Raw genomic sequence first — 20,892 nt, forward strand, 5'->3', positions numbered from 1 at the left:
CTCACATGAATGCACGTATCACGGCCCTGGTCACCGTCTGCGGTATCGCAGCGCTGGCCATCCTCGGCCTCGCCGCACGGCCCACAACCTCCGAGCGTGTCGCTCGCCCGACCCATGGCGCGTTTGATGCCCGGCTCCAGCCGGTGCTGGAGGGCATTGGCAGCACGCGTGATCTGACGCCGGTGCCGCTGGGGGAAGCCCAGCACACGGAGTCCTCGCCGTCCGGCGGCAGGACCATCGAGAGCGATCGCCATGAAGCGCGCAGCCGACGGCGTTGACGCGGCACCCGCCGACGGGCCCGCGCCGTTGTCCCGGTTCGAGGGCCGATGCCTGTACCGCCGGACCTGCGAGTGCGACGAGGCGCTGCAACTGGCCGTGCTCGGCGTGGAGCACACGCAGGAGCGTCACGCCGACAATCCGACGCTCAGCCTGATCGCCGAGTTCCTGCGCGATGCGGAGTGCGCCGTGCAGCAGGCGCGGCGGCTGGCGCAACGATGGCAAGACTGAAAGTGTCGGCATGCCGACACCCTGTTCGATGTGAAGCATCGAGGGCGGTCCGGAACAGGCAGCGAAACCGCTCGCGGCTCGTCATCGGCGATGGCGGGCCTCTTTTTTCTGCGCCTGCGGTCGCTGTGATCGTTGCCTGGTCGCCGACCTCGCGTGGGGATGAGAAGGGGTCGAGCTTGGACTCTGGGTGTCGTGCGAATCGAAAGGGTCGACCTGCCGACACCTGCCCTGATGTTGGGCATCCGCGCCGGCGGCAGGCAGTGAGATCGGGCGAGGCCCGTCATCGGTGATGGCGGGCTTCTCTGTTTGAGGCAGCGGTCCTGTCATGGTGGGGAGCCCGCGCTGGGCAGGGAAGCGCATCGAATTTGGGCTCTTGGTGCCGTGCGGATGAAAAGTGTCGGCATGCCGACAGCCAAGGCCTTGTGCGGTGTTGAGGGCAGGATAGACTGCCGTCAGACGTTGTTAACAGCCATGGCGTTGCGATGACCAAGACCTCTCGATCGAGCGTGATTGGGACCAGGGTGTTGTCCGACACGAGGGCGCGGTTTGCCGCGCTGGCCGCGCGCCATCAACTCAGCGAGTCGGGTCTGCTCGCCAAACTGGTCGACGCAGTGCTGACGGCCAACGGCCCGGTGGCGCGCGAATCGAGTGAGCAACGGGTCGCGCGTGGTTCGAGCGTTGGCGGCGTTGCAGAGGATCGCATCACGCTGCGGCTTCGCAATGGCGATCGAACGTTGGCGGCAGAGCGAGCCGGTGCTCGTGGAATGAGGACCGGCAGCTACCTCACCATGCTGATCCACAACCATGTTCGTGGCTCGGCGGTGCTCCCGCCGAAGGAGCTGGACCAGATCAAGGCGACCGGTGCGCAACTGGCTGCACTCGGACGGCAGCTTCGAATGCTCGGCATGCTGAACACCTTGACGGAGCCGACGGCGTCGGAACTGCGCGATGCGATCGCGCTCGTCCGGCGCGAGATCGAGGCGGCACGCGAAGCCACGACCGCCGTCGTGCGCCGGAACCTCATCAGCTGGGAGAACAGCATCGAGGTGGGCGATGCCTAAGCAGACGATGAGGTTGGGGCGAAGCGGGTGCGGACCGGCCGGCGGCACGCGCGACATGGCGCTGGACATCGTGAGCTACGGCCGGCGAGGACCAACCGGCACGCTGCGCTTCGGAGCCGATCAGATCGCGCAGATCCAGCGCACGGTGGGCCGCACGCCCGAAGTGATGGTGAAGGTCTCCGGCGGCGGGCGGGACGTCGGCGGGGTCGACGCGCACCTGCGCTACATCGGCCGGCACGGAAAGCTGCCGATGGAAACCGACGAGGGGGTGGCCCTGCAGGGCCGAGGCGCCGCCAAGGAGGTCGTGGCCGACTGGCAGCTGGACCTTTGCAGAAGCCAGTACAAGCCCAAACCGGCCGAGGGCCAGAAGGACACCCGTGCGAAGCTCGTCCACAACATTGTCCTGTCGATGCCGGCGGGCACGCCTGCGGAGAAGTTGCTGGCTGCTGCGCGCGTGTTCGCGCGCGAGAACTTCGCGCTGCAGTTCCGCTACGCCATGGTGCTGCACACCGACCAGCCGCACCCGCACGTGCACCTGGTGGTCAAGTGCGAGCACGAGTTCGAGCCCGGCAAGCGCCTCTACATCCGCAAGGACACGCTGCGGCAATGGCGCGAACAGTTCGCCGCGCTGATGCGCGACCAGGGCGTGGCGGCCAATGCCACGCCACGACAGGTGCGAGGCCAGATCCGGCGGCCGTACCGCGATGCGATCCGTCACCGGCTCCGGGCGCTTCGGGCGTTCGGGCAGTTGCCGGCCAGCGAGCGGGCCAAGCGTCAACCGCCCAAGACCTCCACCTTCATGCGCGCCAAGCTAGACAGCGTGGTCCGGGTCCTTCGGTTGGGCCGAGGCGGCTTGGATGCCGGCAAGGAGGCGATGCAGGGCACCCGGCAGGAAGTGGCGGCGGACTGGCGCGCCACGGCGGATGCACTTCGAAGGCAGGGTGAAGGTGATCTGGCCGCCCAGGTGGATCGCTTCGTAGCGCGCATGCCGGCCGTGCAGACCGATGCGCAGCGAATGGCTGACCGCTGGAGAGAGCAGGGCAGAAGCCGAGCGCTGGAGCGCAGCGACACCAAGCCACCGGCGCCGCAGGTCCGGTGAAACGGAAGCGCAATCATGGCCGTACGGCCTTCCTTGTGCTCCTGCCGGGACTGCCTTGCGGCGACAGCCCGACACTCCTCCACGCTGGAGGGACTTCGGTCACAGTCCGTGGCTCTGCCATTCGCTAGCGCGCCGGTGAAGGTCTCATCACGACTGATCTCCAACGTTCAGCGTGATCGCCCGAGCGGCAGTTCGGGGCCCTAACCGGGCCTACAGCGGCCGGCAACGGGGCCCGGAAGCGGCCGTTGAGTACGGACATTCACGTCGCTACGGCCTATGTCTGTTTCAGGCGCAGTAGCAGTCATCGGAGTACCTTAGCCTTCGGTTGAAGCCGCGTCAGCCACGCACCTCGACCGCTGACGTGGCCACCACCGTGTTGCAAGAAATCTCGAGGCCTGACGGGGCGTCTGGAAAGACGGCCCCTCACGGGGATTCCCGTGATGGTGACAAGAGAAGGCCGACACACCAACCGACGTGAGCATCATTGCGCCTGCGCGGCGGCCGATACCGCGGCACGCAGACCGAGCAGGTAGCTGTCGACGCCAAATCCGCAAATCTGTCCTTTCACAATCTCCGCGAACACCGAGTGGTGGCGGAATTTCTCGCGCGCATGGATGTTCGACATGTGCAGTTCGACGATCGGTACCGTAAGGATCGCCAGTGCGTCGCGGATGCCGTAGCTGTAGTGCGTCCATGCCCCGGCGTTGATGAGCACCGCGTCCACACCCTCGACAAAGCCGCGGTGGATGCGCTCGCACATCGCGCCTTCGCTGTTGGTCTGGAAGCTCTCGACCTCGGCACCGAGTTCCTTGCCGAGTGCTTGCAATTGCGCATCGATCTCGGCCAGCGTCATCGTGCCGTATTGCTTCGGGTCGCGCTTGCCGAACATGTTGTGATTGATGCCGTGCAGCATGAGGATCTTCATGGGGATGTCTGCGTCTCGTTGCGTCAGACCAAGGGGATGGTCATGCGGTTGATGACGCCGCGCGTCTCGGGCCGCACGCCGCGCCACCACAAGAAGGCTTCCGCAGCCTGTTCCACGAGCATGCCGACGCCGTCGGCCAGCTTCGGCACGCCGGCGCGCTGCGCCAGGCGCAGGAAGGGCGTAAGACCCTTGCCATAGGCGAGCTCGTAGGCCAGCTTCGCACCCTGAAGCGTCTCGGCGGGCAGGGGCGGTAGTTCACCCTTGAGGCTGGCCGAGGTGCCGTTGATGACGATGTCAAATCGCTCTCCTGCCAGATCGTCGTAGCCGCAGCCTTGCACGTGGCCGTGCCCGGCGAACTGCTTTGCAAGGTCGATGGCCTTTATCTCTGTGCGGTTCGCCAATACGACTACGTTCGGTTGTTGCGCGAGAAAGGGCAGCAGTGCGCCACGCACCGCACCGCCAGCGCCGATCACCAGCATGCGCGCACCTTTGAGCGAGAAGCCCAGGTTGCGCTGGATGTCGTTGGTCAGGCCCAAGCCGTCGAAGTTGTCGGCAATGATGCGGTTGCCCTCGAACTTGAGCGCATTGGCGGCGCCGGCGAGTTCGGCGCGTTCGAGCCGTTCGGTGGCCAGCGCGCAGGCCTGCAGCTTGAAGGGGGCCGTGACGTTCATTCCTCGCCCGCCTGCCTTGCGAAATGCGTGCACGTCGTCGGCGAAGCGGTCGAGCGAGCCCTCGATCGCCCGGTAGTCGATGTCCTGGCCGGTCGCTTCGGCGAAGCTGCGGTGGATCATCGGCGACTTGGTGTGTCCTATCGGATTGCCGATCAGGGCGTACTTGTCGGTCATCACTGTCTCCTTACTTGCTGTAGAGCACGCCATCGGCCTGCATGTCGGCGATCTGTGCCGCGTCGAAACCGAGGCTGGCTGCGATCTCCGCGTTGTGCTCACCCAGTTCGGGCGCTACCTGCGTGATCGATGTGTCGCACCCCGACATGCGGAAGGGGAGGTTCGGCAGGCGGATCTTTCCGAGCGCCGGGTGGTCCTGCTCGACCACCATGCCGCGCGCACGGATCTGCGGATCGGCCAGCACTTCGTCAATGCGTTGAACCTTGGCCGCGGGCACGTCGATGCCGTCCAGCATCTTCAGCACCTGCGCGACCGGCTGCGCCGCAACCCACGGTTTCACCACCTCGAGGATCTCCGCGCGATGGGCATTGCGCCCGGCTGAAGCGTGCAGCCGCGTGTCGCTGCCGAACCCCGCAGGGCCACCGTTCTTTTCGACCAGCGCAGCAAAGCGCTTCCACGCGTCGTCCACCTGCGCGGCGATCACGAGGTCACCGTCCTGCGCGCGGAACACGCCGTAGAGCGTGGAATTGGGCATGTCATGCCCGGTCTGCACCGGCACTTCCTGTCTGTTGGAAAGCGTGTAGCACTGCACCGCGTACTCGTGCATCGACACCAGCGTGTCGTACAAGGCCATGTCGATGTGCTGCCCGCGACCGGATTTCACGCGCCCCAACAGCGCGGCATTGATCGCGGCGACCGCGTGGATGCCGGTGTACATGTCGCCGAGCGAGATGCGCAGCAGCGGCGGCGCCTCGCCCGGGTTGCCGACCATCTGCATGATGCCACTCTTGGCCTCGGCGATGAGGCCGAAGCCGGCGCGGTGCGAATCGGGGCCGGTGTGACCATAGGCCGAGATCGAACAGTACACGAGGCCGGGGTTGGTTTCTGCGAGTTCGGCATAGCCCAGGCCCAGCTTGTCGAGCGCGCCAGGGCGGTAGTTCTCGACGAACACGTCGGCGCTATCGACCAGCTTCTTCATCAACGCGCGGCCGCGTGGGTCCTTCGTGTTCACGCTGAGCCCTTTCTTGCCCATGTTCTGCTGCAGGAAGTAGCCGCTGTGGTCGCCGACGAACCACGCATGCTGGCGCCCGGCATCGCCCGTGCCGGGGCGCTCGACCTTGATGACTTCCGCACCGAGCGCGGCGAGGCAGCGGCCAACATAAGGGCCAGCCAGGAAGTGGCTGTAGTCGATTACGCGGAAGCCGGCCAACGGCAGAGCTTGTTGGAGCGACGTGCTCATTGGAGTACCTTCGTGCTTCGCACTGCGGTGCGAGCTTGCTTTGGGCGGCCCGGCGCGGCGCTCATGCCGGCTTCCTCGGCACCATCACGCGGTGCTCGCCCTTTTGCACGACCTCGTCGCGCTGGTTGATGAGTTCGGAGGGCAGCACGAGGATGCCCCAGCCCGGCTTGCTCTTCGATTCGCGTTTGCTGCCGACGTGGAATTTCACGCGCACCGTATCGCCGAGCTTGATCGGTCCGACAAAGCGCCATTCCCAGCCGAGGGACATGCCCGGCATGAAGCGCAAGTCGCTCTTCGTCTTGAGCCCGTCGGCCACCGACAGGCCGAACAGCCCATGCGCCACGCGGGTGCCGAACGGCGTGGTGCGCGCATAGGCTTCGTCGATGTGAACGGGGGTGTGGTCGCCGGTGAGGTCCGCATACGCCATCACGCGCGCCTCTGTCACTTCGTAGGGCGGGCTGATGCACTCCTGGCCGACGACGGCGTCGTCCCAGTACTTGTCTTCGATGGTCAAGGCGGTCATGGTGTGTTTCTTATCTATCTATGTGTCTATGTGTCGGCGGTTCTTCAGGCGCGGGGATCGATGGCGAGAGCGCGCGCCACGGCGCCAGCACTGGCCTGCATGAATTCGACGGCCAGGCCGTCCGGCAGGCGCAGCCAGTTGCGGCCCTGCGGCATTTCGGTCACACCGAAGGCCTGTGCTGCGGTGAGTGCGGCTTCGAGGTCTTCGCACATCACGCCGAGATGGCCGAGGCGGCCTTCAGGCCCTGCGTGGTTCGGCTTGGCCATGAACTGCATGCCGCCGAGGGTCCAGTACTGGACCGGCTCTTCGAGCGTGCCCTGTACCTCGCGCATCGTCATGCCGCAGACGTCGTGGAAGAACTTGATGTGCCAATGGATGTCTTTCACCCAGATGGCAACGTGTTCCACATAGGCGCGCGGTGTGCTCATTTCGCCTCCAGCCGGCGTTCGATGCCCTTGATGGCGGCAACCAGCGTCTGGTTCACCGGCGTCGGCACGTTGTGCTTGAGCCCGGCGCGCACCACCGAACCGTTGATGAAATCGATCTCGGTGATGGAGCCCTTCTCCAAGCTCTGCAGCATGGAGGTCTTGAACTCGTAGGGCAGGCCTTCGGCGGCCATCACCCATGCATCGCGCGGGGCCTTGATCGACAGCTTCACGCCGATCGCCTGCGCGACGGCCATCGCTTCGGTCACGGCCGCGATGGCCGTGGCCTCGATCTCGGGCACCGCGTAGAGGCTGCCGTACACCTGGCCTGTGATGCCGCTCAGTGCGCCGGTCGAGACGTTGATGAGCAGCTTGTCCCACATCACGCCCATGATGTTGTCGCTGACCTCGCAAGGCAGCCCGGCGCGCTCGAACTCGGCTGCGATGGCCCTGGCGCGTTCGCTCAGGTTGCCGTCGAGCTCGCCGATCACCGTGCGCTTGCCACGCGTGCCGGCAATGATGTGGCCCGGACCGAGCAGAACGCCGCCAACGTAGGTCTTGCCAGCCAGCACATGTGCGCGGCCGGCGACGTCGGCCAGGATCTCCTCATGGCCCATTCCGTTCTGCAGCGACATCAGCGCAGTGTCGGGCCCGATGATCGACAACGCGCCTTCCATGGCGGAGCGCGTGTGGAAGGACTTGACCAGCACGATCACCAGGTCGGCTGGCGCCAGACCCTCGACGCTTGTCGATGCGCGCACCTTGACGCTGCGTTCGGAGTCGCCGTCCTGCATGAGGAGGCCGTCGCGATTGATGGCGTCGACGTGCGCCTGAAACGGATCGATGAGCGTGACGTCCGACCCGCCGGCGGCAAGCGTGCCGCCGATGGCACAGCCGAGGGCGCCAGCGCCGAGGAAGTAGATTTTCATGCGTGTCTCTCGAAGGGGTGTCTCGAAGGAATGCCTTGAAGATAGGTTTCGATAAACATTTCGTCCATGACATGGATCGAATGGTCTACATTCCGTTTTGAAATGAATGCGGACGACGACAACCTCGATGCGAGCGCGGGCTTGCTCAGCCTCAAGCTGCTGCGCCTGTTCGACCTGATCTACACCACGCAGAGCGTGACGCGCGCGGCCGACCAGCTCGGCCAGAGCCAGCCGACGGTGAGCAATTGGCTGGGCCGGCTGCGCAGGCATCTGGGCGACGAGTTGTTCGTGCGCACCGCGGCAGGCATGCAGCCGACGCCGCGCGCGGAAGAACTGATCGTTCCGGCGCGCGAGGCACTGGCGGCGCTGCGCCGTGTGGCCGCGCCACCGGAAGCGTTCGACCCGTCGAGCTCAACGCGGCGCTTCCGGATCTGCATGACGGATGCCAGCCACATCACGCTGCTGCCGCAACTGCTGGCGCACGTGCGCGCCGTGGGCCCCTGCATCCGCCTGCAGGCTGCGCGCATCGATGAGGAAACTGGACAGGCGCTGCAGTCCGGCCAGGCGGATCTTGCGATCGGACTGGTGCCGTGGCTCGAGTCAGGCTTCTATCAACAGGTGCTGTATCCGCAAGACTGGGTGTGCCTGGTCAATGCCCGACACCCGCGGATCACCGCAAAAGGCATGGGCTTGCGCGACTTCAAGGCCGAAGCACACATCGGCATCGTCGGCGGTACGGGCGTTCAATTGTTGGAGGCGGCGCTGTTGCGGCACCGCGTCGAACGACACATCTTGCTGGAGTTGCCCGGCTTCCTGGGACTGGCCGCCATCGTGTCGACCACTGACCTTGTGGCCACGGTGCCTCGCCAGATCGGCGAGACACTGGCCCGCACCAACGGACTCGCTGTCTTTGATTGCCCGGTGCCTGTGCCGCCGTTCACCGTCAAGCAGCACTGGCATGCGCGCTACAACCAAGACCCGGCGAATCGCTGGTTGCGCGGCTTGTGCGAGCGGCTTTTTGCCAAGAAATAGAACGCGCGTAAATAGAGGGTAGTCCATCGGTGACTTGATTGGTGTCCCCCGAGAGGGTCGCCGTACCATCCGGCGGTCGCTCTTCAACGCAAAGCGGACTTTCGGGGACGAGAGCACAAGTCAACAACGGGCCCTGACCAGGCCCTGACCCGCCATCCACCCTCGACCGACGAGCGGCAGCTGTGCGATCGAAAGCGGTGGGAGATGTCGGGGCCACGACTCCGATTCCCAGCTCAGGAGCGCTTTGCCCCGACAAGGACGAACAGCATGGTCGCCGGCTTGTCGCTCTTGTTGCGCCAGGCGTGGCGTGTGCCGTTCTGAACGACCACATCGCGCGGCGCAAGCTTCTTCGTAGCGCCATCGTCGAGTTCGAGGTGTAGCTCGCCGTCGATCAACACGCCGTAGTCAACGGAGTCGGAGGTGTGCATGCCGGGGTGATCCATTTCGAACTTCTCAGCCAAACCGGGCAGCACTCGCATGTACTCACCTCCGGCGGCAGCTGGATCGAAGTCGGGAGTCATCATCACAGCGTCGGGAGGGAACGTGATGAACATCAGGTTCGTGCCACCTGGCGGCGGCGTCCATGACACGGCAGAAACTGCCGGGTCACCCTCGCCCGCGGGCACTGTCGCGTTGGGAGCCGTCTCCCACAACAACGAAGTGACGAAGCCTGGGACGTGTTCGAACTCGGTGGTACGCGGTGCAGCCGCGTCCGATACGAAGACGGCGCTTCCTTTCCGGTCGTGGCCGGTGACGATGCGTCGGATGTGCATGGTGTGCTCCTTTGTGCCGCTCAATGCATGATCACGACGTTGGTGAATCCGCCGCTGCGCTGTTCGATCGCATCCAGCGCTTCGTTGACGCGCTCGAGTGGAAAACGCTCGTGCTCGAAGACCCCGAGGTTCAGCGTGCCCGCGTGGGCCATCGCCGCCATGTCCTCGCCTTCCGCGGTTGTGAACCACAGGGAGCCGATGTAGGACTTCTGCAGGCACATCAATGGAAATGGCTCCAGCGGTATGGGATCGGCAACGCCGCCGATGTTGATCGCCTTCCCACCGCGGCGCAGTGCGTTGAATGAGTCGAGCACCGTCGCCACCGCAGCATTGGGGCCCAGCGCCTCGATGAGCGCATCGACACCGAAACCCCGGGTCGCTTCCATCACGATCTCGGAAGTCGGCCGCGATCCGAGCGCGATCGGGACGATGCGCTGCGGATCCAGTTGCTGCAGCTTTTCGAGCAGCGTGGTGTTGCGACCCGTCGCGAAGATTTTGGCCGCGCCCATGGCCAGCGCAAGGATGACTGCGCCCAACCCCAGTGTGCCCGTCGCGCCGTCAATGAGCACCGTCTGACCTGGGGAGAACTGCGCCTTTCGCAGTGCCGAGTAAGCGGTGCCCAGATAGCCGAAGCGAGCGCCTTGCCGAAGCTGATGCTGTCGGGCAGCTTCACCAGGTTGGCGGCGGGTGCCGTCAGGTACTGCCCGAAGCCTCCGTATGGGTAGTCCTCGAAGAGCTGCTGCGAGCCCGGGCCAAAGCCGAAGTAGCCCTGGAACGTGTAGGAGGTGCAGTTGATGTGATCGCCGCGTCGGCATGCGAGGCAGCTTCCGCACGATAGCCCCGGATTCACGTAGACGCGGTCGCCGGGCTTGATGTCTGCGCGGACTTGGCCGCCTACCTGCGTCACCACGCCGGCCGAGTCGAGGCCGTAGATTGCGGGCAACGCAGGCAATGGCAGGAATGGAAACCACTTCGGATAGCTGGTGACCACATTGCGCAGGTTAGGCACGACGCCCGCGGCTTTCACTTCGACAAGCACGTCGGTGGACCGAACTTCGGGTACCGGGATCGTGTCAACCTGGAAGGGTTCACCGATTTTGTGCAGACGCGCAGCATTCATCATCTTGGTCATGGAAGTCTCCGTTGAACTAGGGAAAAATGGCCGGATTTCCACGCCCGGCCGGGGGATCGCTTGACGAGCCAGTCGCTCCTTTCGATTCGCGCAGACCTTCGAACGCGGGTGTCCAATCGCCGCGCATCGAGCGAGGCGTTCAAGGAAAGATCAGCGCTCGAGTGGGCTCAGCGCGCCAGGAAGTCCAGCACCATGCGGTTGAACTTGTCGGCGTGCTCCCACTGCGCCCAGTGGCCGCAGCGGCTGAAGACGTGCAGGTCGGCCTTCTGCAGACCTGTCACCAGCCGCAGGCCGATGTCCAGCGGAACGAAGCGGTCGTCGCGCCCCCAGACCGCCAACGTTGGAGACGCAATCTCGCCGAGCCGATGTCCCACGTCCGGAAACTGCTTCGGGTTGACCTCAGCGCTCTTGACGAAGTTCTCGAGGTGATCGCGGCGGCTGAGCATGTTGTCCAGGCGCGCCTGAAAGAGTTCCTCGGTGAGGTTGCTCGTGTCGTAGACGAACACGTTCATCATGCGCTTGAGGTTCTCGATCGTGGGATCCCGGTACAGGGCGCCAATCAGCTTGATGCCCTCGGTGGGCATGGGCACAAACGGGCTGAGCCCGCCGGTGCCGCCGCCCATAAGCACCAGCTTGCCGACGCGCTCGGGGTTGGCCAGCGCAAAGGCCACGGCGCTGTGCCCACCCATCGAGTTGCCGACGATGTGCACCTTGTCGAGGCCAATGGCGTCCATCAGGCCCTTGAGCGCTCGTGCGTTGAGGTCGGAGCGCGATCCGGTGCTGACCACCGGATCGCTCTTGCTCCAGCCCGGACAGTCCATCAAGACGACGCGGTAGCCGGCGGCTACGAACGGCTCCACGTTGCGGTTGAAGTTGGCCCATCCACTGGCACCAGGGCCGGAGCCGTGGAGCATCACGACGGTCTCGGCGCCGCTACCGGCGTCGTTGCAGTGCAGTTGCAGGTCAAGGTCTCCTTCCTTGATGCGGACGAAGCGACTTGTGTCGGATTCAGTGATCGGAGCGTTGTTGGTGGACATGACTTGGTCTCGGATGTGTTGATTGAAGATAGGGATCAGGCGGCTTCGCTCATGGCTTGGATTGCACTCGTCCAGTCTTTGAAGCAATCGGCGCGGGCGGTCGCCATCCATTCGTCGCCGCACGTGGGCCCTCCTCGGCGTCCCGTTCACTCGAGGATTGAGACCCAACATGCCCCATCAGCCGCCTCCCCGCGCAGGCGGCGATTCACGCGACTTCGATCTCGGGCTCAGGCACTTCTTCCAGGGGCGCCACGAGCGCTGTGACCCCAGCATTCATCGCGTGCCTGGCGGGCAACCTATGGGCGCAGCGGTGTCAATGTCGCATCCAGTTCGCCGACTTTCTCGACGACGAGATCGATGAACGCCGACACAGCCAGCGGCAGTTGGCGTCGGCTGGGATACAGGACATTGAGGCCGTGGCCGGGACGCTGGTATTCGGGCAGCACGGGAACAAGGCGTCCGGCCTGCAAGTCCTTCATGAGGATGGCCCTCGGAAGCAGCGTGATCCCCAACCCAGCCAGCGTGGCCTTGCGAAGGGCCTGCGCCGTGTTGCCGCTGAAGCGAGCGGCAACCTGCACAGCTTCATCGATGCCGTCGGGTCCGGCCATCCGCCAGGTCACATGACTGCTGCCAGACTGCGCAAAGGTCACGCAATCGTGCTCCAGCAGGTCCTGCAGTGTGCTGGGCGCGCCCCTCGCTGCAAGGTAGCTCGGGCTGGCCACCAGCCCGTCGTTGCCCGCGGACAGAACCTGCCGCCCGATGTATTCCGAGTCCTCAAGGGGACCGCCACGAAACGCCACGTCGATGCGATCCGCGATCAGGTCCGCCTTCGAATCGCTGAGCACCAAGGCAAGTCGAACCCTGGGATAGGTTGCCAGGAACTCGGCGACCCACTCCATCACGAACATGTCGAGAAAGTCGGCCGGTGCGGCAACGCGGACAAGCCCACTCGGTTCCTGGCCTCCCGAGCTCAGCTCTTGCCCGGCTTCGAACAGTCCGGTGACCGCATCGGCGCAACGTGCGTTGAACTCCTCGCCTGCGTTGGTGAGGGTGAGCTTGCGGGTCGAGCGTTGAAGCAGCCGGGTGCCGAGATGTTCCTCGAGCCCCAGGACGCGTCTGCTGACGGTGTTCGATGGCACGCCGAGGCGCCGCGCCGCTTCCGCAAAGCTGCCGCTGCGCACGACCTGCACGAACAAGGCGATGTCGTTCAGATCGAGCATGAAATCCTTTTGCTTTGAAATTTGGACGAGTGCGCTCCGATTGCACCGGCTAGTAAGTCGATCCTACCGCTCCTATCGTTCACACGTCGACTGCAGCCGCGAAGACGTCATGTCTTCGCCGAGCCCACTTCACTTCAACTACAAGGACGACCGATGACTGCATCACAAGCCATTCCTGACAATCCGAACCTTGATCAAGCATCGAGCGCCGACGTGCGCGCAATCGTCCACCGCACACATGGCAGCACCCATGGACCGATCACGCGGCTGGTGAGCCCGAGTGGCCTCGGCGAGTTCTTGAAGCCATTCGTGTTTCTCGACCTCAACAGTTTCAGCCCCGGTCTTGACAGCCAGGGTTTCGCGATGCATCCGCATTCGGGCATCGCCACGTTGACCTTCGTGATGACGGGCAACCTTCGCTACGAAGACACGACCGGCAAGACGGGCGTGCTGCTCGCTGGCGGCGTAGAGTGGATGCGCTCCGGCAACGGCGTGTGGCACATCGGTGCACCCGTCGGCGACTTGCAGATGTCGGGATTTCAACTCTGGGTCGCCTTGCCTCCCTCGGAAGAGAACGCACACGCGGAAAGCCTTTACCTGGCACCTTCAGATGTTCCACTCGAAGGCCCGGCCCGTGTGCTGCTCGGAAGCTACGGCAAGGCCCGGAGCCCGATTCCAGCACCTTCGGGCATGAACTACCTTGCCGTGAGTTTGAAGGACGGCGAGCGCTGGCGATACACGCCTCCCGCCGGCCACACCGTGGCGTGGTTGGCGGTCAGCGCGGGACGACTCGACGTGAATGGGATAGTCGGCACCGGTGAGCTCGCTGTGTTCGAGGAATCGGAAGAGGTCATCGACTCCGTGGCCCACGGCGACACGTCTTTCGTCCTCGGCTCGGCGGTGAAGCATCCACACGACCTGGTGATGGGCTACTACTCGGTGCACACCAACAGGGCCGCCCTCGCACAGGGGGAGGCCGAAATTCAGCGCATCGGCGCCGAGCTGCGACGTGACAAGCGGATCGGCTAAAGCACCGTCGTATGCGTCGACCGGTCGGTTCCCACCGAGTTATCCGCAAATTCAGTCGCAACCACCGATCGACAACTCTTTGTCCGCCGGGGTTGCTCCATGACCCATGTACTGACTGCCGGCGACGTCTTCGTGTGCTGGAATGGCACGATCCCCGCTGCCGAGGGCAGCATATTCAGTTCCCCAACCCAAAGGAAATAACATGACATCAAACAAGTGGATGATTGACGTAAACGACGCGGTATTGCTACTGATAGATCATCAGAGCGGACTGTTCCAACTGGTTCGCGATATGGAGTATTCGACCCTCCGCAATAACGTGACTACGCTTGCGAAGGTGGCGCAGATCGCAAAGATTCCGACCATTACGACGGCATCTGTTCCCGACGGTCCGAATGGTCCGATCATTCCCGAGATTCATCAGAGCAACCCCGATGCGGTGCACGTTCCGCGCGTTGGGCCGATCAACGCGTGGGATCACCGCCCCTTTGTCGAAGCCATCGAGAAAACCAAGCGGAAGACACTGCTCATCGCGGGCACGCTCACGAGTATTTGCATGGCTTTCCCCGCACTCAGCGCCCTTGCCGCAGGATACAAAGTGTTCTGCATTGTGGATGCATCGGGAAATTGGTCGAAGATGGCGACCGACATCACCATTGCCCGGGTCACGCAGGCAGGAGCAATGCCGATTGACACGTTCGCGGTCATGTCTGAGTTGATGAACACTTGGAATCGCCCAGAAGCAATGGATTTCGCGAAGGTCATGATCGACCACATCGTTCCCTCGTATGGGGCGTTGATGGAGAGCCATGGCGCGTCACAGAAAAGCGTGAGATAGGTCCAGGCAGCTATTCGGACGCGGGCCACCTGCTGACAGGCGTCCTCCGACCTTAGTGAACCTCTGGGTATTCGGCGTTCCTACCGGGAGAGGGCGCGGCAAGCAATCGGAGATCCGCTGTCCGACGTGCTTCGAGAATTCGGCGTAGTTCTTTAATGCGTTCAGCCGCCTAAGAAACTGACTTGGTCGGACATCGCACAGGAGCCGGTGCTTGCACTGCGCCGCGGCAGCGTGTTCCGCGACCTCACCGAAGCAGGCTTCGCCGCCCCCGGTTGATGCTCAAGCCCGCGGGAGAGGCCAACTATGCGGGCTCGATCACCGGGATGGTGGACGCCCGGCTCGGCGTTGCCATCCTCCCGGGCTACGCAGTGAAGCTGGCAGACCCCGCGCGGATCGGCTGGCGCCGGGTGGAGAACCCGCTGATCGATCGCGAGGTCGCGCTCGTGCAACGCGCAGGCGTTTGCGCTCTCGCACGCGGCACAAGGCTTCGTCGACTTCATCGTCGCGCCGCCGGCGGCGCACTAGAACGCATGGCGGATACCGAAGTCGTAGCCGGTTGAAGTCTTCGGCGTGAACACACTGGTGCTGATGAATGCTGGCCCGCCCACCGTCATAGCTGCTCCGTTCTTGTTGCTGATGCGGGTGAGCGTTGCATACAGCGCCGTGCGCTTGGAAAGGTTATGCACGTAGCCAAGACTGAGCTTGCTGGCTTTCGGGTCGGGCGCGGGCAGCGCCGCGGCGCTGGCCACCGAATTCAAGTCGTACTTCACGCGCGCATAGGAGGCGCGGATCAGGCCGGGGCCAAGCGGGATGGTCGCGCCGATCAAGTAGCCCGTGAGATCGGTGTCGGGCAATGCGAGCAGCGGCGCAGCCGCATAGTCGCGCGTCCTGCTCAAGCGTATGAAGAGAACTCACCTCGTCAAGAAGTCCACCACGAGCTTGTTGTAGGCGTCCGGCGCTTCGAAGAACAATAGGTGGCCTGCATTGGGGACGATGTGCAACTTGGAGCCGGGCACGGCTTCGCGAATCTTCTCCAGCGCACTGTTGGCGCCGTTGTCATCCTCGCCCCCGATCAGCAGCACGGGAGTCTTGGCGCCGACGATGGCGTCCAGATCGAACTTGTGCGCGCGCAGCTCGGGCAGGCGCTTCATGTCGAACTGGTGATTCAGCTGCGCCAGTGATTCAAAGAGGAAGCGCAGCACGGGATGCCGCTGCGGAAAGCCGTCCTGCTCGATGGAGAGCGTCGAGAACTCCGCATAGTTCTTTACGTTGGCCATGGCCTGTTTGAAGGCATCGGCGTGCGGCACGGGAAAAAAACCGCCGCCGCTGCAACTGAGAATCAGCGCCGTCACCCGCTCCGGATGGCGTGATGCGAATCCGCCGATCGTCACCCCGCCCATCGACTGGCCGGCAAAAGCAGCCTTCTTGATCGCCAGGTGGCCGACCAAACCTTCCAGGTCGTCGATGAAAGCCGCCGGGCCGAGGTTGTTGGTGTCCTTGGAGAACCCAAAGCCGCGGTGATCGAATGTGATTACCTGGAAGTGCTGTGACAGCGCCGGAATCTGTTGCCACCAGTGCAAGTGGTTGCTGCCGATGCCGTGCGACAGCACCAGCGGGGGCCCCTCGCCGTGCACTTCGTAGTAGAGATCGATGCCGTTGATTTTCGCGAATGCCATGCTGCGTGCCTGATGTTGGTGAATAAAAACTAGCGCTGGTAGCTGAGGGGCTCGTCGCTGTCGTGGCGGCCTTCTGAGAACAATTGGCGCGCATTCGGGCGCTCCCAAACGATCTCGACCTGGTTGCCATCGGGGTCCAGGAAATACACGCTTCGCTGACTGCCATGGTCGAGCGCACGCATGATCTTCACGCCGGCGTTTTGCAGCTCGAAGTAAGCCTCCTTGAGTTGTTCTTCCGTTTCGACGGCAAACGCGAAGTGCTTGACCCCCAGGCCCAGCATCGCCCCTTCGACGCCGGAGCTGGGCGGCGATGCGGAAGGGTCGTCGCTCGGAAAGATGTCGAGCGTGTTGCCGTACTCGCCAATCGACAGGAACACGCCGCCATGCTCGGGGTCCTGTTCGAGCAGCTTGAATCCCAGCAGATCCATGTAGAACTTTTTAGATACCTCCAGATCGCGAACGGCGATCAACAGGTGGCCAAGGCGTTGAAGTTTGATAGGCATAAGAGTGTGGAACTATGGTGGAAAGAGGGGTTTGAAGGCCGTAACGAGCCGCTCAGTTCAGCGCGGCTTGGAAGGGTGGGCATCCGTCGTCACCAGCGCGTACTCCTTACGGACGAAGGCTTTCACTTCATCGAGTTGCATGACCTCGGGCTCCACGCCCAGGGTGGTGAACAGCGTCTTGATCTCCGCCGTTTGCATCGCCGTGCTGTAGGCCTTGTTCAGCTCCTGCTGAATAGCAAGCGGCGTCTTTGCCGGCACCAGCACGGCAAGCCAGGATTCGTAGCTCGAGTTCGGCACCGTCTCGGCCGTGGTCGGCACTTGCGGCAGAAAGCTGCTGCGTTTGGACGTGCTTACCGCCAACGCCCGGAGACGACCGCTCTGAATGAAGGGCCCGGCCACCGACACTGGCGCAAAGGCAAAATCGATCCGGCCGCCAATAACTTGATTGATGGATTCAGGCGATCCCTTGAATGGCACATGGATCAGCTCCAGCTTCGCCGCCGTGCGCACGCGCTCGGCCGAGTGGAAGGTGCTCGATCCGAGTCCTGCCGAGGCATACGACAGCGTGCCCGGTGCGGCAGCGGCTTTCTTGACGATATCTGCCAGCGACTGGTAAGGCGACGACGCCTCCACCACCAGCACGTTGGCACCGCGGCTGACCATCGCCACGGGGGTGACGTCCTGCATCGGATCGAACTTCTGCTGCGGGAATTCGACGGGGAACAGCAGAAATGAGTTGCCGAAGACGCCGATCGTGTCGCCGTTGGGTTCCGCAACTGCCAGTGCCGCTGCGGCAATGCTGCCGCCGGCGCCGACCTTGTTCTCGACGATGAGCGGGCGGCCCAGGATCTTTTGTGCTGCCACGCTGGCGGCGCGCGCGCCAATGTCGGCGCTGCTGCCGGCGCTGGTGGGGACCAGCACTTTCACCACACGCCCGGTCTGCGCCGAGGCCAAGCCAGGCATGCTGCCGAGCAATGCGGTCAGACAAGCGTTTTGAACGATCAGTCGCCGCGAGATTCGAGTTTGGATTGTCATGTGGGTCTGTCCCCTAAGTATTGTTGTGCCGTTGACCGTGGCTATTCTTGTCTTCACAATAGACATCCGCTAGATGTCAAAGCTATTCGCTCGATCACCGTTGGATATCAATTGAAGCTGCATCAACTCAGGGACGTCATCGCGGTGGCCGACTTCGGCGGCCTGCGCGCAGCGGCCAGGCACCTGAACATCGCCCAATCGGCAATCACCAAGAGCGTTCGCCAGCTCGAAAAAGAACTGGACGTGCCGCTGTTCGAGCGGCACAAGCGCGGGGCCGTGCTCACGCCGATGGGCACGCTGTTCCTGCAACGAGCACGCGCGGCGGCCGGCGAGCTGGAGCGCGCACAGGAAGAAATCAGCCAGCATCGCGGCGCAGGCGTCGGCCGGGTGACTGTCAGCCTGTCGACGGTGCCGCACATGGCCTTGTTGCCTTCGGTCATCGGGGCATTCATTCGCAGGTACCCTGAGATCAAGCTCACGGTGCTGGAGTCTCTGGGGTTTCACAGCACCGAAGCCCAGATGCGCGCTGGCGGAATCGACGCTTACATCGGGGTTGCGCCAGAATCGAAGATCTCGACGGAGTACCAAGTCGAATCACTGTTCACCAACCGCCGTTATGTCGTCGGCCGCAGCGGCAATCTCCACTCAGGCGCGGGGTCCTTGCACGAGTTGGTCGACGCGCACTGGATCGTCTCCAGCACGGCAACTGTCAACAGCAGCTTTGCCGCGCTGTTCAAGCAATACCACGCCAAATTGCCGGCCCATATCACATTTGCTGGAAGCATTCACAGCCAGCTGATCTTTCTTCTGAACACGGACATGCTCATGGTCGCGCCGCGCCAGGTGCTGGAATTCGCACCTTATGTGGGGCGTCTCGTGCGAATCCCTATCAAGGAGGAACTGGACGCGCCAGCGATGGTGATGATCACGCGCACCGCGCTGCCGCTGACGCCGGCAGCCGAACACTTCTGCGATTTGATCAGGCGCGCCGCGGTGCAACAAGGCGGCGCTGAAATCACCCACAATGCAGGCTAAAAACAAGCGGAGGCGGCCTCTCTGAGGCAACGGCGACTCACCAGCCGTACAGCGTCGCCGGGTTGTCGACCAGGATACGGGCGAGCAGGCGGGCGTCGCCACCGCAGTGTCGATGCAGCGCATTCAAAATCGCGCCGGGATCCTGCGGCTTGTCCATCACGTGCGGCCAGTCGGAGCCCCACAACAGGCGTTGGGGAACCCGCGCGATCAATTGTTTGGCGAGATACTCTGCCCGCGCCTGGCCCTGCCCCGGTCCGTAGCGGTACAGGCCCGACAGCTTGAACCACACTGGCCCACTCTCCACGGCGTCCAGGAACGCCGCGCATTGCGCATCGGACGCCTGGTCCACGCCCAGGTAGCCCATGTGGGCGATAGAAAGGGGACAAGGCAGCGCGCCAAACGAATCGGCCAAGCCGCAGGCGATGCCGCCCGGCACGTACAGGTCCACACTCCAGCCCAACCGAGCCGCCAACTCGCATTTGGCAAGCACCTCGACCTTGATCTCGCCCAGCGTGCGCCCAAGTGCCGCCAGCCTGAAAAGGTCGACGCGAAGGCCACGCACTCCAACCGCATGCCACTCGCTCAACTGCGCCAACGACACGCCGCCACCGATCATCACGACGCCACGTGCGTTGGGCGTTTGCGCCAGCGCATCCAGCAGGCACAAATTGTCCGTGCCGTAAAAGCTGGGCTGCACGAATACCGCGCGTTGCAACCCTAGGGCGGCTGTCACCCCCCGGTAATCCGCTAGCGACGCTGGCGGACACGTGTAGCGGGCGGCGACATCGGCCGGGTATTGTGCGGGCGGGCCAAAGACGTGCATGTGCGCATCGCAAGCGCCGGCCGGCAGCGTCCAGGTCGGGCGTTCCAGGCCATTGGCGGGGATGGGTTTTTCGCTGCGGAAGTGTTGGGCCTGCATGGCGTAGTTGGTCTGAAGTTGCAAGACCATAGTGATGGCCCACAGTCCTGCATAGATGTGCATTCTGTCCCGTTGATCGCAGTTCAGTGATCACCGCGACAAAACTGGGGTCTGCCCGATACGTGCACCCAACAGCACAATTTGCGCAATCCCAATGAGAATCCAATGAACAAGAGCAACAGCAACAGCAACGCAGCGCGACTTCGAGGGGTACTGGCCCCAGTGGTCACCCCATTCAATGTCGATTTCAGCATCGACTCCGGCCTGTTCATCGCGCATTGCAAGGCACTGGTTGCCGACGGCGCGGGACTTGCCGTGTTCGGCACCAATTCCGAGGCCGCATCGATCTCACCGCGCGAACGCATGGCAGCGCTCGAGCAATTGCTGCAGGCCGGCATCCCTGCAGACAGCCTGATGCCGGGCACCGGGTGCTGCTCCATCGAGGAAACCGTTGCGCTGACCAGCCATGCCATTTCCCTGGGTGTGCGCAATGCGCTGGTGCTTCCGCCATTCTTTTACAAAGAGGCGGATCAGGCCGGACTATTGCGCTACTACGGCACGGTTATCGAACGGCTGGGCGGCGCTTCAGTGGCGCTGTACCTCTACAACATTCCGCAGTACACCCAGGTACCCATCACCGAAGAGCTGATCGACGCGCTGCTGCAGCATTACCCGGAATGCATCGCCGGCTTGAAGGATTCTTCGGGGGACTGGGCCAACACGTCCCGCATGCTGGAGCGCTTTGCGCCGCAGGGCTTCGACGTGTTCTGCGCGAGCGAGATCTTCCTGAGCCAGACCTTGGCGCTGGGTGGCGCCGGCTGCATCAGCGCCACGGCCAATGTCAATGCTCGCGGCATCCGTGCCGTGATCGACGGTGCTGCCACGGATGCGGCTGCAGCCGAGTCCGCGCAAGGGTCTGCCACCGAGATTCGCAAGGTGTTCCAGTCGCGGCCTATGATTTCCGCGATGAAGCATTTCCTGTCGCTGCGTTACCGCGAGCCGGGATGGCAAACGGTCAAGCCGCCTTTATCGCAATTGAAAGGCGAGGCCAAAGACGCACTGATCGGCGAATTGAAGAAGATTGGGTTCAGCTGACGGCCCGGTTGCGT

The 20,892-nt window shown here is 63.5% G+C and carries 24 protein-coding genes and 2 pseudogenes; 10 read left to right on the top strand and 16 right to left on the bottom strand.

The genetic code is table 11. The features are described from left to right. The first annotated feature begins 5 nt into the window (after positions 1 to 5). From AC3A6X_RS21005 to AC3A6X_RS21020, 4 genes are all read left to right on the top strand, one after another. Positions 6 to 278 (top strand): hypothetical protein, encoded by a 273-nt coding sequence (locus AC3A6X_RS21005; RefSeq protein ID WP_487844009.1) that lies wholly within the window; start codon positions 6 to 8, stop codon positions 276 to 278. After that, positions 253 to 507 carry a hypothetical protein gene (locus AC3A6X_RS21010; RefSeq protein ID WP_487844010.1) on the top strand — a complete coding sequence of 85 codons (255 nt, stop codon included), beginning with the start codon at positions 253 to 255 and terminating at the stop codon, positions 505 to 507. The genes AC3A6X_RS21005 and AC3A6X_RS21010 overlap by 26 nt, the downstream gene beginning before the upstream one ends. 482 nt (positions 508 to 989) lie before the next feature. Beyond that, the gene (locus AC3A6X_RS21015; RefSeq protein WP_487844011.1) at positions 990 to 1,568 is read left to right on the top strand and encodes a hypothetical protein; all 579 of its coding nucleotides are present in this window, start codon (positions 990 to 992) and stop codon (positions 1,566 to 1,568) included. Positions 1,569 to 1,575: 7 nt separating this feature from the next. Further along, on the top strand, positions 1,576 to 2,667 hold the full coding sequence (locus tag AC3A6X_RS21020; RefSeq protein WP_487844088.1) for a relaxase/mobilization nuclease domain-containing protein: 1,092 nt from the start codon (positions 1,576 to 1,578) through the stop codon (positions 2,665 to 2,667). A 481-nt stretch (positions 2,668 to 3,148) separates the two neighbouring features. Here the strand turns inward: AC3A6X_RS21020 and aroQ are convergent, their stop codons facing one another. From aroQ to AC3A6X_RS21050, 6 genes are all read right to left on the bottom strand, one after another. Beyond that, entirely contained in the window at positions 3,149 to 3,592 is a 444-nt protein-coding gene (gene aroQ / locus AC3A6X_RS21025) for a type II 3-dehydroquinate dehydratase (protein ID WP_487844012.1), read from the bottom strand. Between the two features lie 23 nt (positions 3,593 to 3,615). After that, the gene (gene aroE / locus AC3A6X_RS21030; protein ID WP_487844013.1) at positions 3,616 to 4,437 is read right to left on the bottom strand and encodes a shikimate dehydrogenase; all 822 of its coding nucleotides are present in this window, start codon (positions 4,435 to 4,437) and stop codon (positions 3,616 to 3,618) included. A gap of 10 nt (positions 4,438 to 4,447) precedes the next feature. Next, positions 4,448 to 5,677, bottom strand: coding sequence for a CaiB/BaiF CoA transferase family protein (locus tag AC3A6X_RS21035; RefSeq protein ID WP_487844014.1), 1,230 nt, complete (start codon positions 5,675 to 5,677; stop codon positions 4,448 to 4,450). Between the two features lie 61 nt (positions 5,678 to 5,738). After that, the gene (locus AC3A6X_RS21040) at positions 5,739 to 6,191 is read right to left on the bottom strand and encodes a MaoC family dehydratase (protein WP_487844089.1); all 453 of its coding nucleotides are present in this window, start codon (positions 6,189 to 6,191) and stop codon (positions 5,739 to 5,741) included. A 53-nt stretch (positions 6,192 to 6,244) separates the two neighbouring features. Next, positions 6,245 to 6,628 (bottom strand): VOC family protein, encoded by a 384-nt coding sequence (locus AC3A6X_RS21045; protein ID WP_487844015.1) that lies wholly within the window; start codon positions 6,626 to 6,628, stop codon positions 6,245 to 6,247. Beyond that, the gene (locus AC3A6X_RS21050; protein ID WP_487844016.1) at positions 6,625 to 7,554 is read right to left on the bottom strand and encodes a ketopantoate reductase family protein; all 930 of its coding nucleotides are present in this window, start codon (positions 7,552 to 7,554) and stop codon (positions 6,625 to 6,627) included. The genes AC3A6X_RS21045 and AC3A6X_RS21050 overlap by 4 nt, the downstream gene beginning before the upstream one ends. A gap of 102 nt (positions 7,555 to 7,656) precedes the next feature. Here AC3A6X_RS21050 and AC3A6X_RS21055 point away from each other — a divergent pair, with 102 nt between their 5' ends. Then, positions 7,657 to 8,586, top strand: a complete 930-nt coding sequence (locus AC3A6X_RS21055; protein WP_487844090.1) for a LysR family transcriptional regulator — start codon at positions 7,657 to 7,659, stop codon at positions 8,584 to 8,586. Between the two features lie 233 nt (positions 8,587 to 8,819). Here the strand turns inward: AC3A6X_RS21055 and AC3A6X_RS21060 are convergent, their stop codons facing one another. The 5 genes and pseudogenes from AC3A6X_RS21060 to AC3A6X_RS21080 all read right to left on the bottom strand — a co-directional run bounded on the left by AC3A6X_RS21060 (position 8,820) and on the right by AC3A6X_RS21080 (position 12,748). Further along, the gene (locus AC3A6X_RS21060; RefSeq protein WP_487844017.1) at positions 8,820 to 9,359 is read right to left on the bottom strand and encodes a cupin domain-containing protein; all 540 of its coding nucleotides are present in this window, start codon (positions 9,357 to 9,359) and stop codon (positions 8,820 to 8,822) included. Between the two features lie 20 nt (positions 9,360 to 9,379). Then, complete coding sequence (locus AC3A6X_RS21065; RefSeq protein WP_487844018.1) at positions 9,380 to 9,928, bottom strand: zinc-binding dehydrogenase; 549 nt, start codon at positions 9,926 to 9,928, stop codon at positions 9,380 to 9,382. Positions 9,929 to 10,077: 149 nt separating this feature from the next. Beyond that, positions 10,078 to 10,491 (bottom strand): annotated as a pseudogene (locus tag AC3A6X_RS21070) (alcohol dehydrogenase catalytic domain-containing protein); the annotation flags it as partial. Positions 10,492 to 10,658: 167 nt separating this feature from the next. Continuing rightward, entirely contained in the window at positions 10,659 to 11,528 is an 870-nt protein-coding gene (locus tag AC3A6X_RS21075) for an alpha/beta fold hydrolase (RefSeq protein WP_487844019.1), read from the bottom strand. A 296-nt stretch (positions 11,529 to 11,824) separates the two neighbouring features. After that, complete coding sequence (locus AC3A6X_RS21080; protein ID WP_487844020.1) at positions 11,825 to 12,748, bottom strand: LysR family transcriptional regulator; 924 nt, start codon at positions 12,746 to 12,748, stop codon at positions 11,825 to 11,827. Between the two features lie 153 nt (positions 12,749 to 12,901). Between AC3A6X_RS21080 and AC3A6X_RS21085 the strand changes: the two genes are divergently transcribed. The 3 genes from AC3A6X_RS21085 to AC3A6X_RS21095 all read left to right on the top strand — a co-directional run bounded on the left by AC3A6X_RS21085 (position 12,902) and on the right by AC3A6X_RS21095 (position 15,175). Next, positions 12,902 to 13,777 (top strand): pirin family protein, encoded by an 876-nt coding sequence (locus AC3A6X_RS21085; RefSeq protein ID WP_487844021.1) that lies wholly within the window; start codon positions 12,902 to 12,904, stop codon positions 13,775 to 13,777. A gap of 202 nt (positions 13,778 to 13,979) precedes the next feature. Further along, positions 13,980 to 14,615 (top strand): isochorismatase family protein, encoded by a 636-nt coding sequence (locus tag AC3A6X_RS21090; RefSeq protein WP_487844022.1) that lies wholly within the window; start codon positions 13,980 to 13,982, stop codon positions 14,613 to 14,615. A gap of 275 nt (positions 14,616 to 14,890) precedes the next feature. Then, a complete protein-coding gene (locus AC3A6X_RS21095; RefSeq protein WP_487844023.1) occupies positions 14,891 to 15,175 on the top strand; it encodes a hypothetical protein in 285 nt (94 codons plus the stop codon). Here the strand turns inward: AC3A6X_RS21095 and AC3A6X_RS21100 are convergent. The 4 genes and pseudogenes from AC3A6X_RS21100 to AC3A6X_RS21115 form a co-directional block, all read right to left on the bottom strand. Then, positions 15,137 to 15,514 (bottom strand): annotated as a pseudogene (locus AC3A6X_RS21100) (porin); the annotation flags it as partial. The gene AC3A6X_RS21095 and the pseudogene AC3A6X_RS21100 sit on opposite strands and share 39 nt — an antisense overlap. A gap of 12 nt (positions 15,515 to 15,526) precedes the next feature. Further along, the gene (locus AC3A6X_RS21105; RefSeq protein WP_487844024.1) at positions 15,527 to 16,291 is read right to left on the bottom strand and encodes an alpha/beta fold hydrolase; all 765 of its coding nucleotides are present in this window, start codon (positions 16,289 to 16,291) and stop codon (positions 15,527 to 15,529) included. A 29-nt stretch (positions 16,292 to 16,320) separates the two neighbouring features. Continuing rightward, positions 16,321 to 16,794, bottom strand: a complete 474-nt coding sequence (locus AC3A6X_RS21110) for a VOC family protein (protein ID WP_285409864.1) — start codon at positions 16,792 to 16,794, stop codon at positions 16,321 to 16,323. Between the two features lie 57 nt (positions 16,795 to 16,851). Continuing rightward, entirely contained in the window at positions 16,852 to 17,829 is a 978-nt protein-coding gene (locus tag AC3A6X_RS21115; RefSeq protein WP_487844025.1) for a Bug family tripartite tricarboxylate transporter substrate binding protein, read from the bottom strand. 111 nt (positions 17,830 to 17,940) lie between these two features. Between AC3A6X_RS21115 and AC3A6X_RS21120 the strand changes: the two genes are divergently transcribed. After that, positions 17,941 to 18,864, top strand: a complete 924-nt coding sequence (locus tag AC3A6X_RS21120) for a LysR family transcriptional regulator (protein WP_487844026.1) — start codon at positions 17,941 to 17,943, stop codon at positions 18,862 to 18,864. A 37-nt stretch (positions 18,865 to 18,901) separates the two neighbouring features. Here the strand turns inward: AC3A6X_RS21120 and AC3A6X_RS21125 are convergent, their stop codons facing one another. Then, on the bottom strand, positions 18,902 to 19,846 hold the full coding sequence (locus AC3A6X_RS21125; RefSeq protein ID WP_487844027.1) for an amidohydrolase family protein: 945 nt from the start codon (positions 19,844 to 19,846) through the stop codon (positions 18,902 to 18,904). A gap of 102 nt (positions 19,847 to 19,948) precedes the next feature. Between AC3A6X_RS21125 and AC3A6X_RS21130 the strand changes: the two genes are divergently transcribed. After that, positions 19,949 to 20,878, top strand: a complete 930-nt coding sequence (locus AC3A6X_RS21130; protein ID WP_487844028.1) for a dihydrodipicolinate synthase family protein — start codon at positions 19,949 to 19,951, stop codon at positions 20,876 to 20,878. Positions 20,879 to 20,892: the final 14 nt, after the last annotated feature.

Source organism: Variovorax sp. Soil_C_12, from assembly GCF_057657375.1.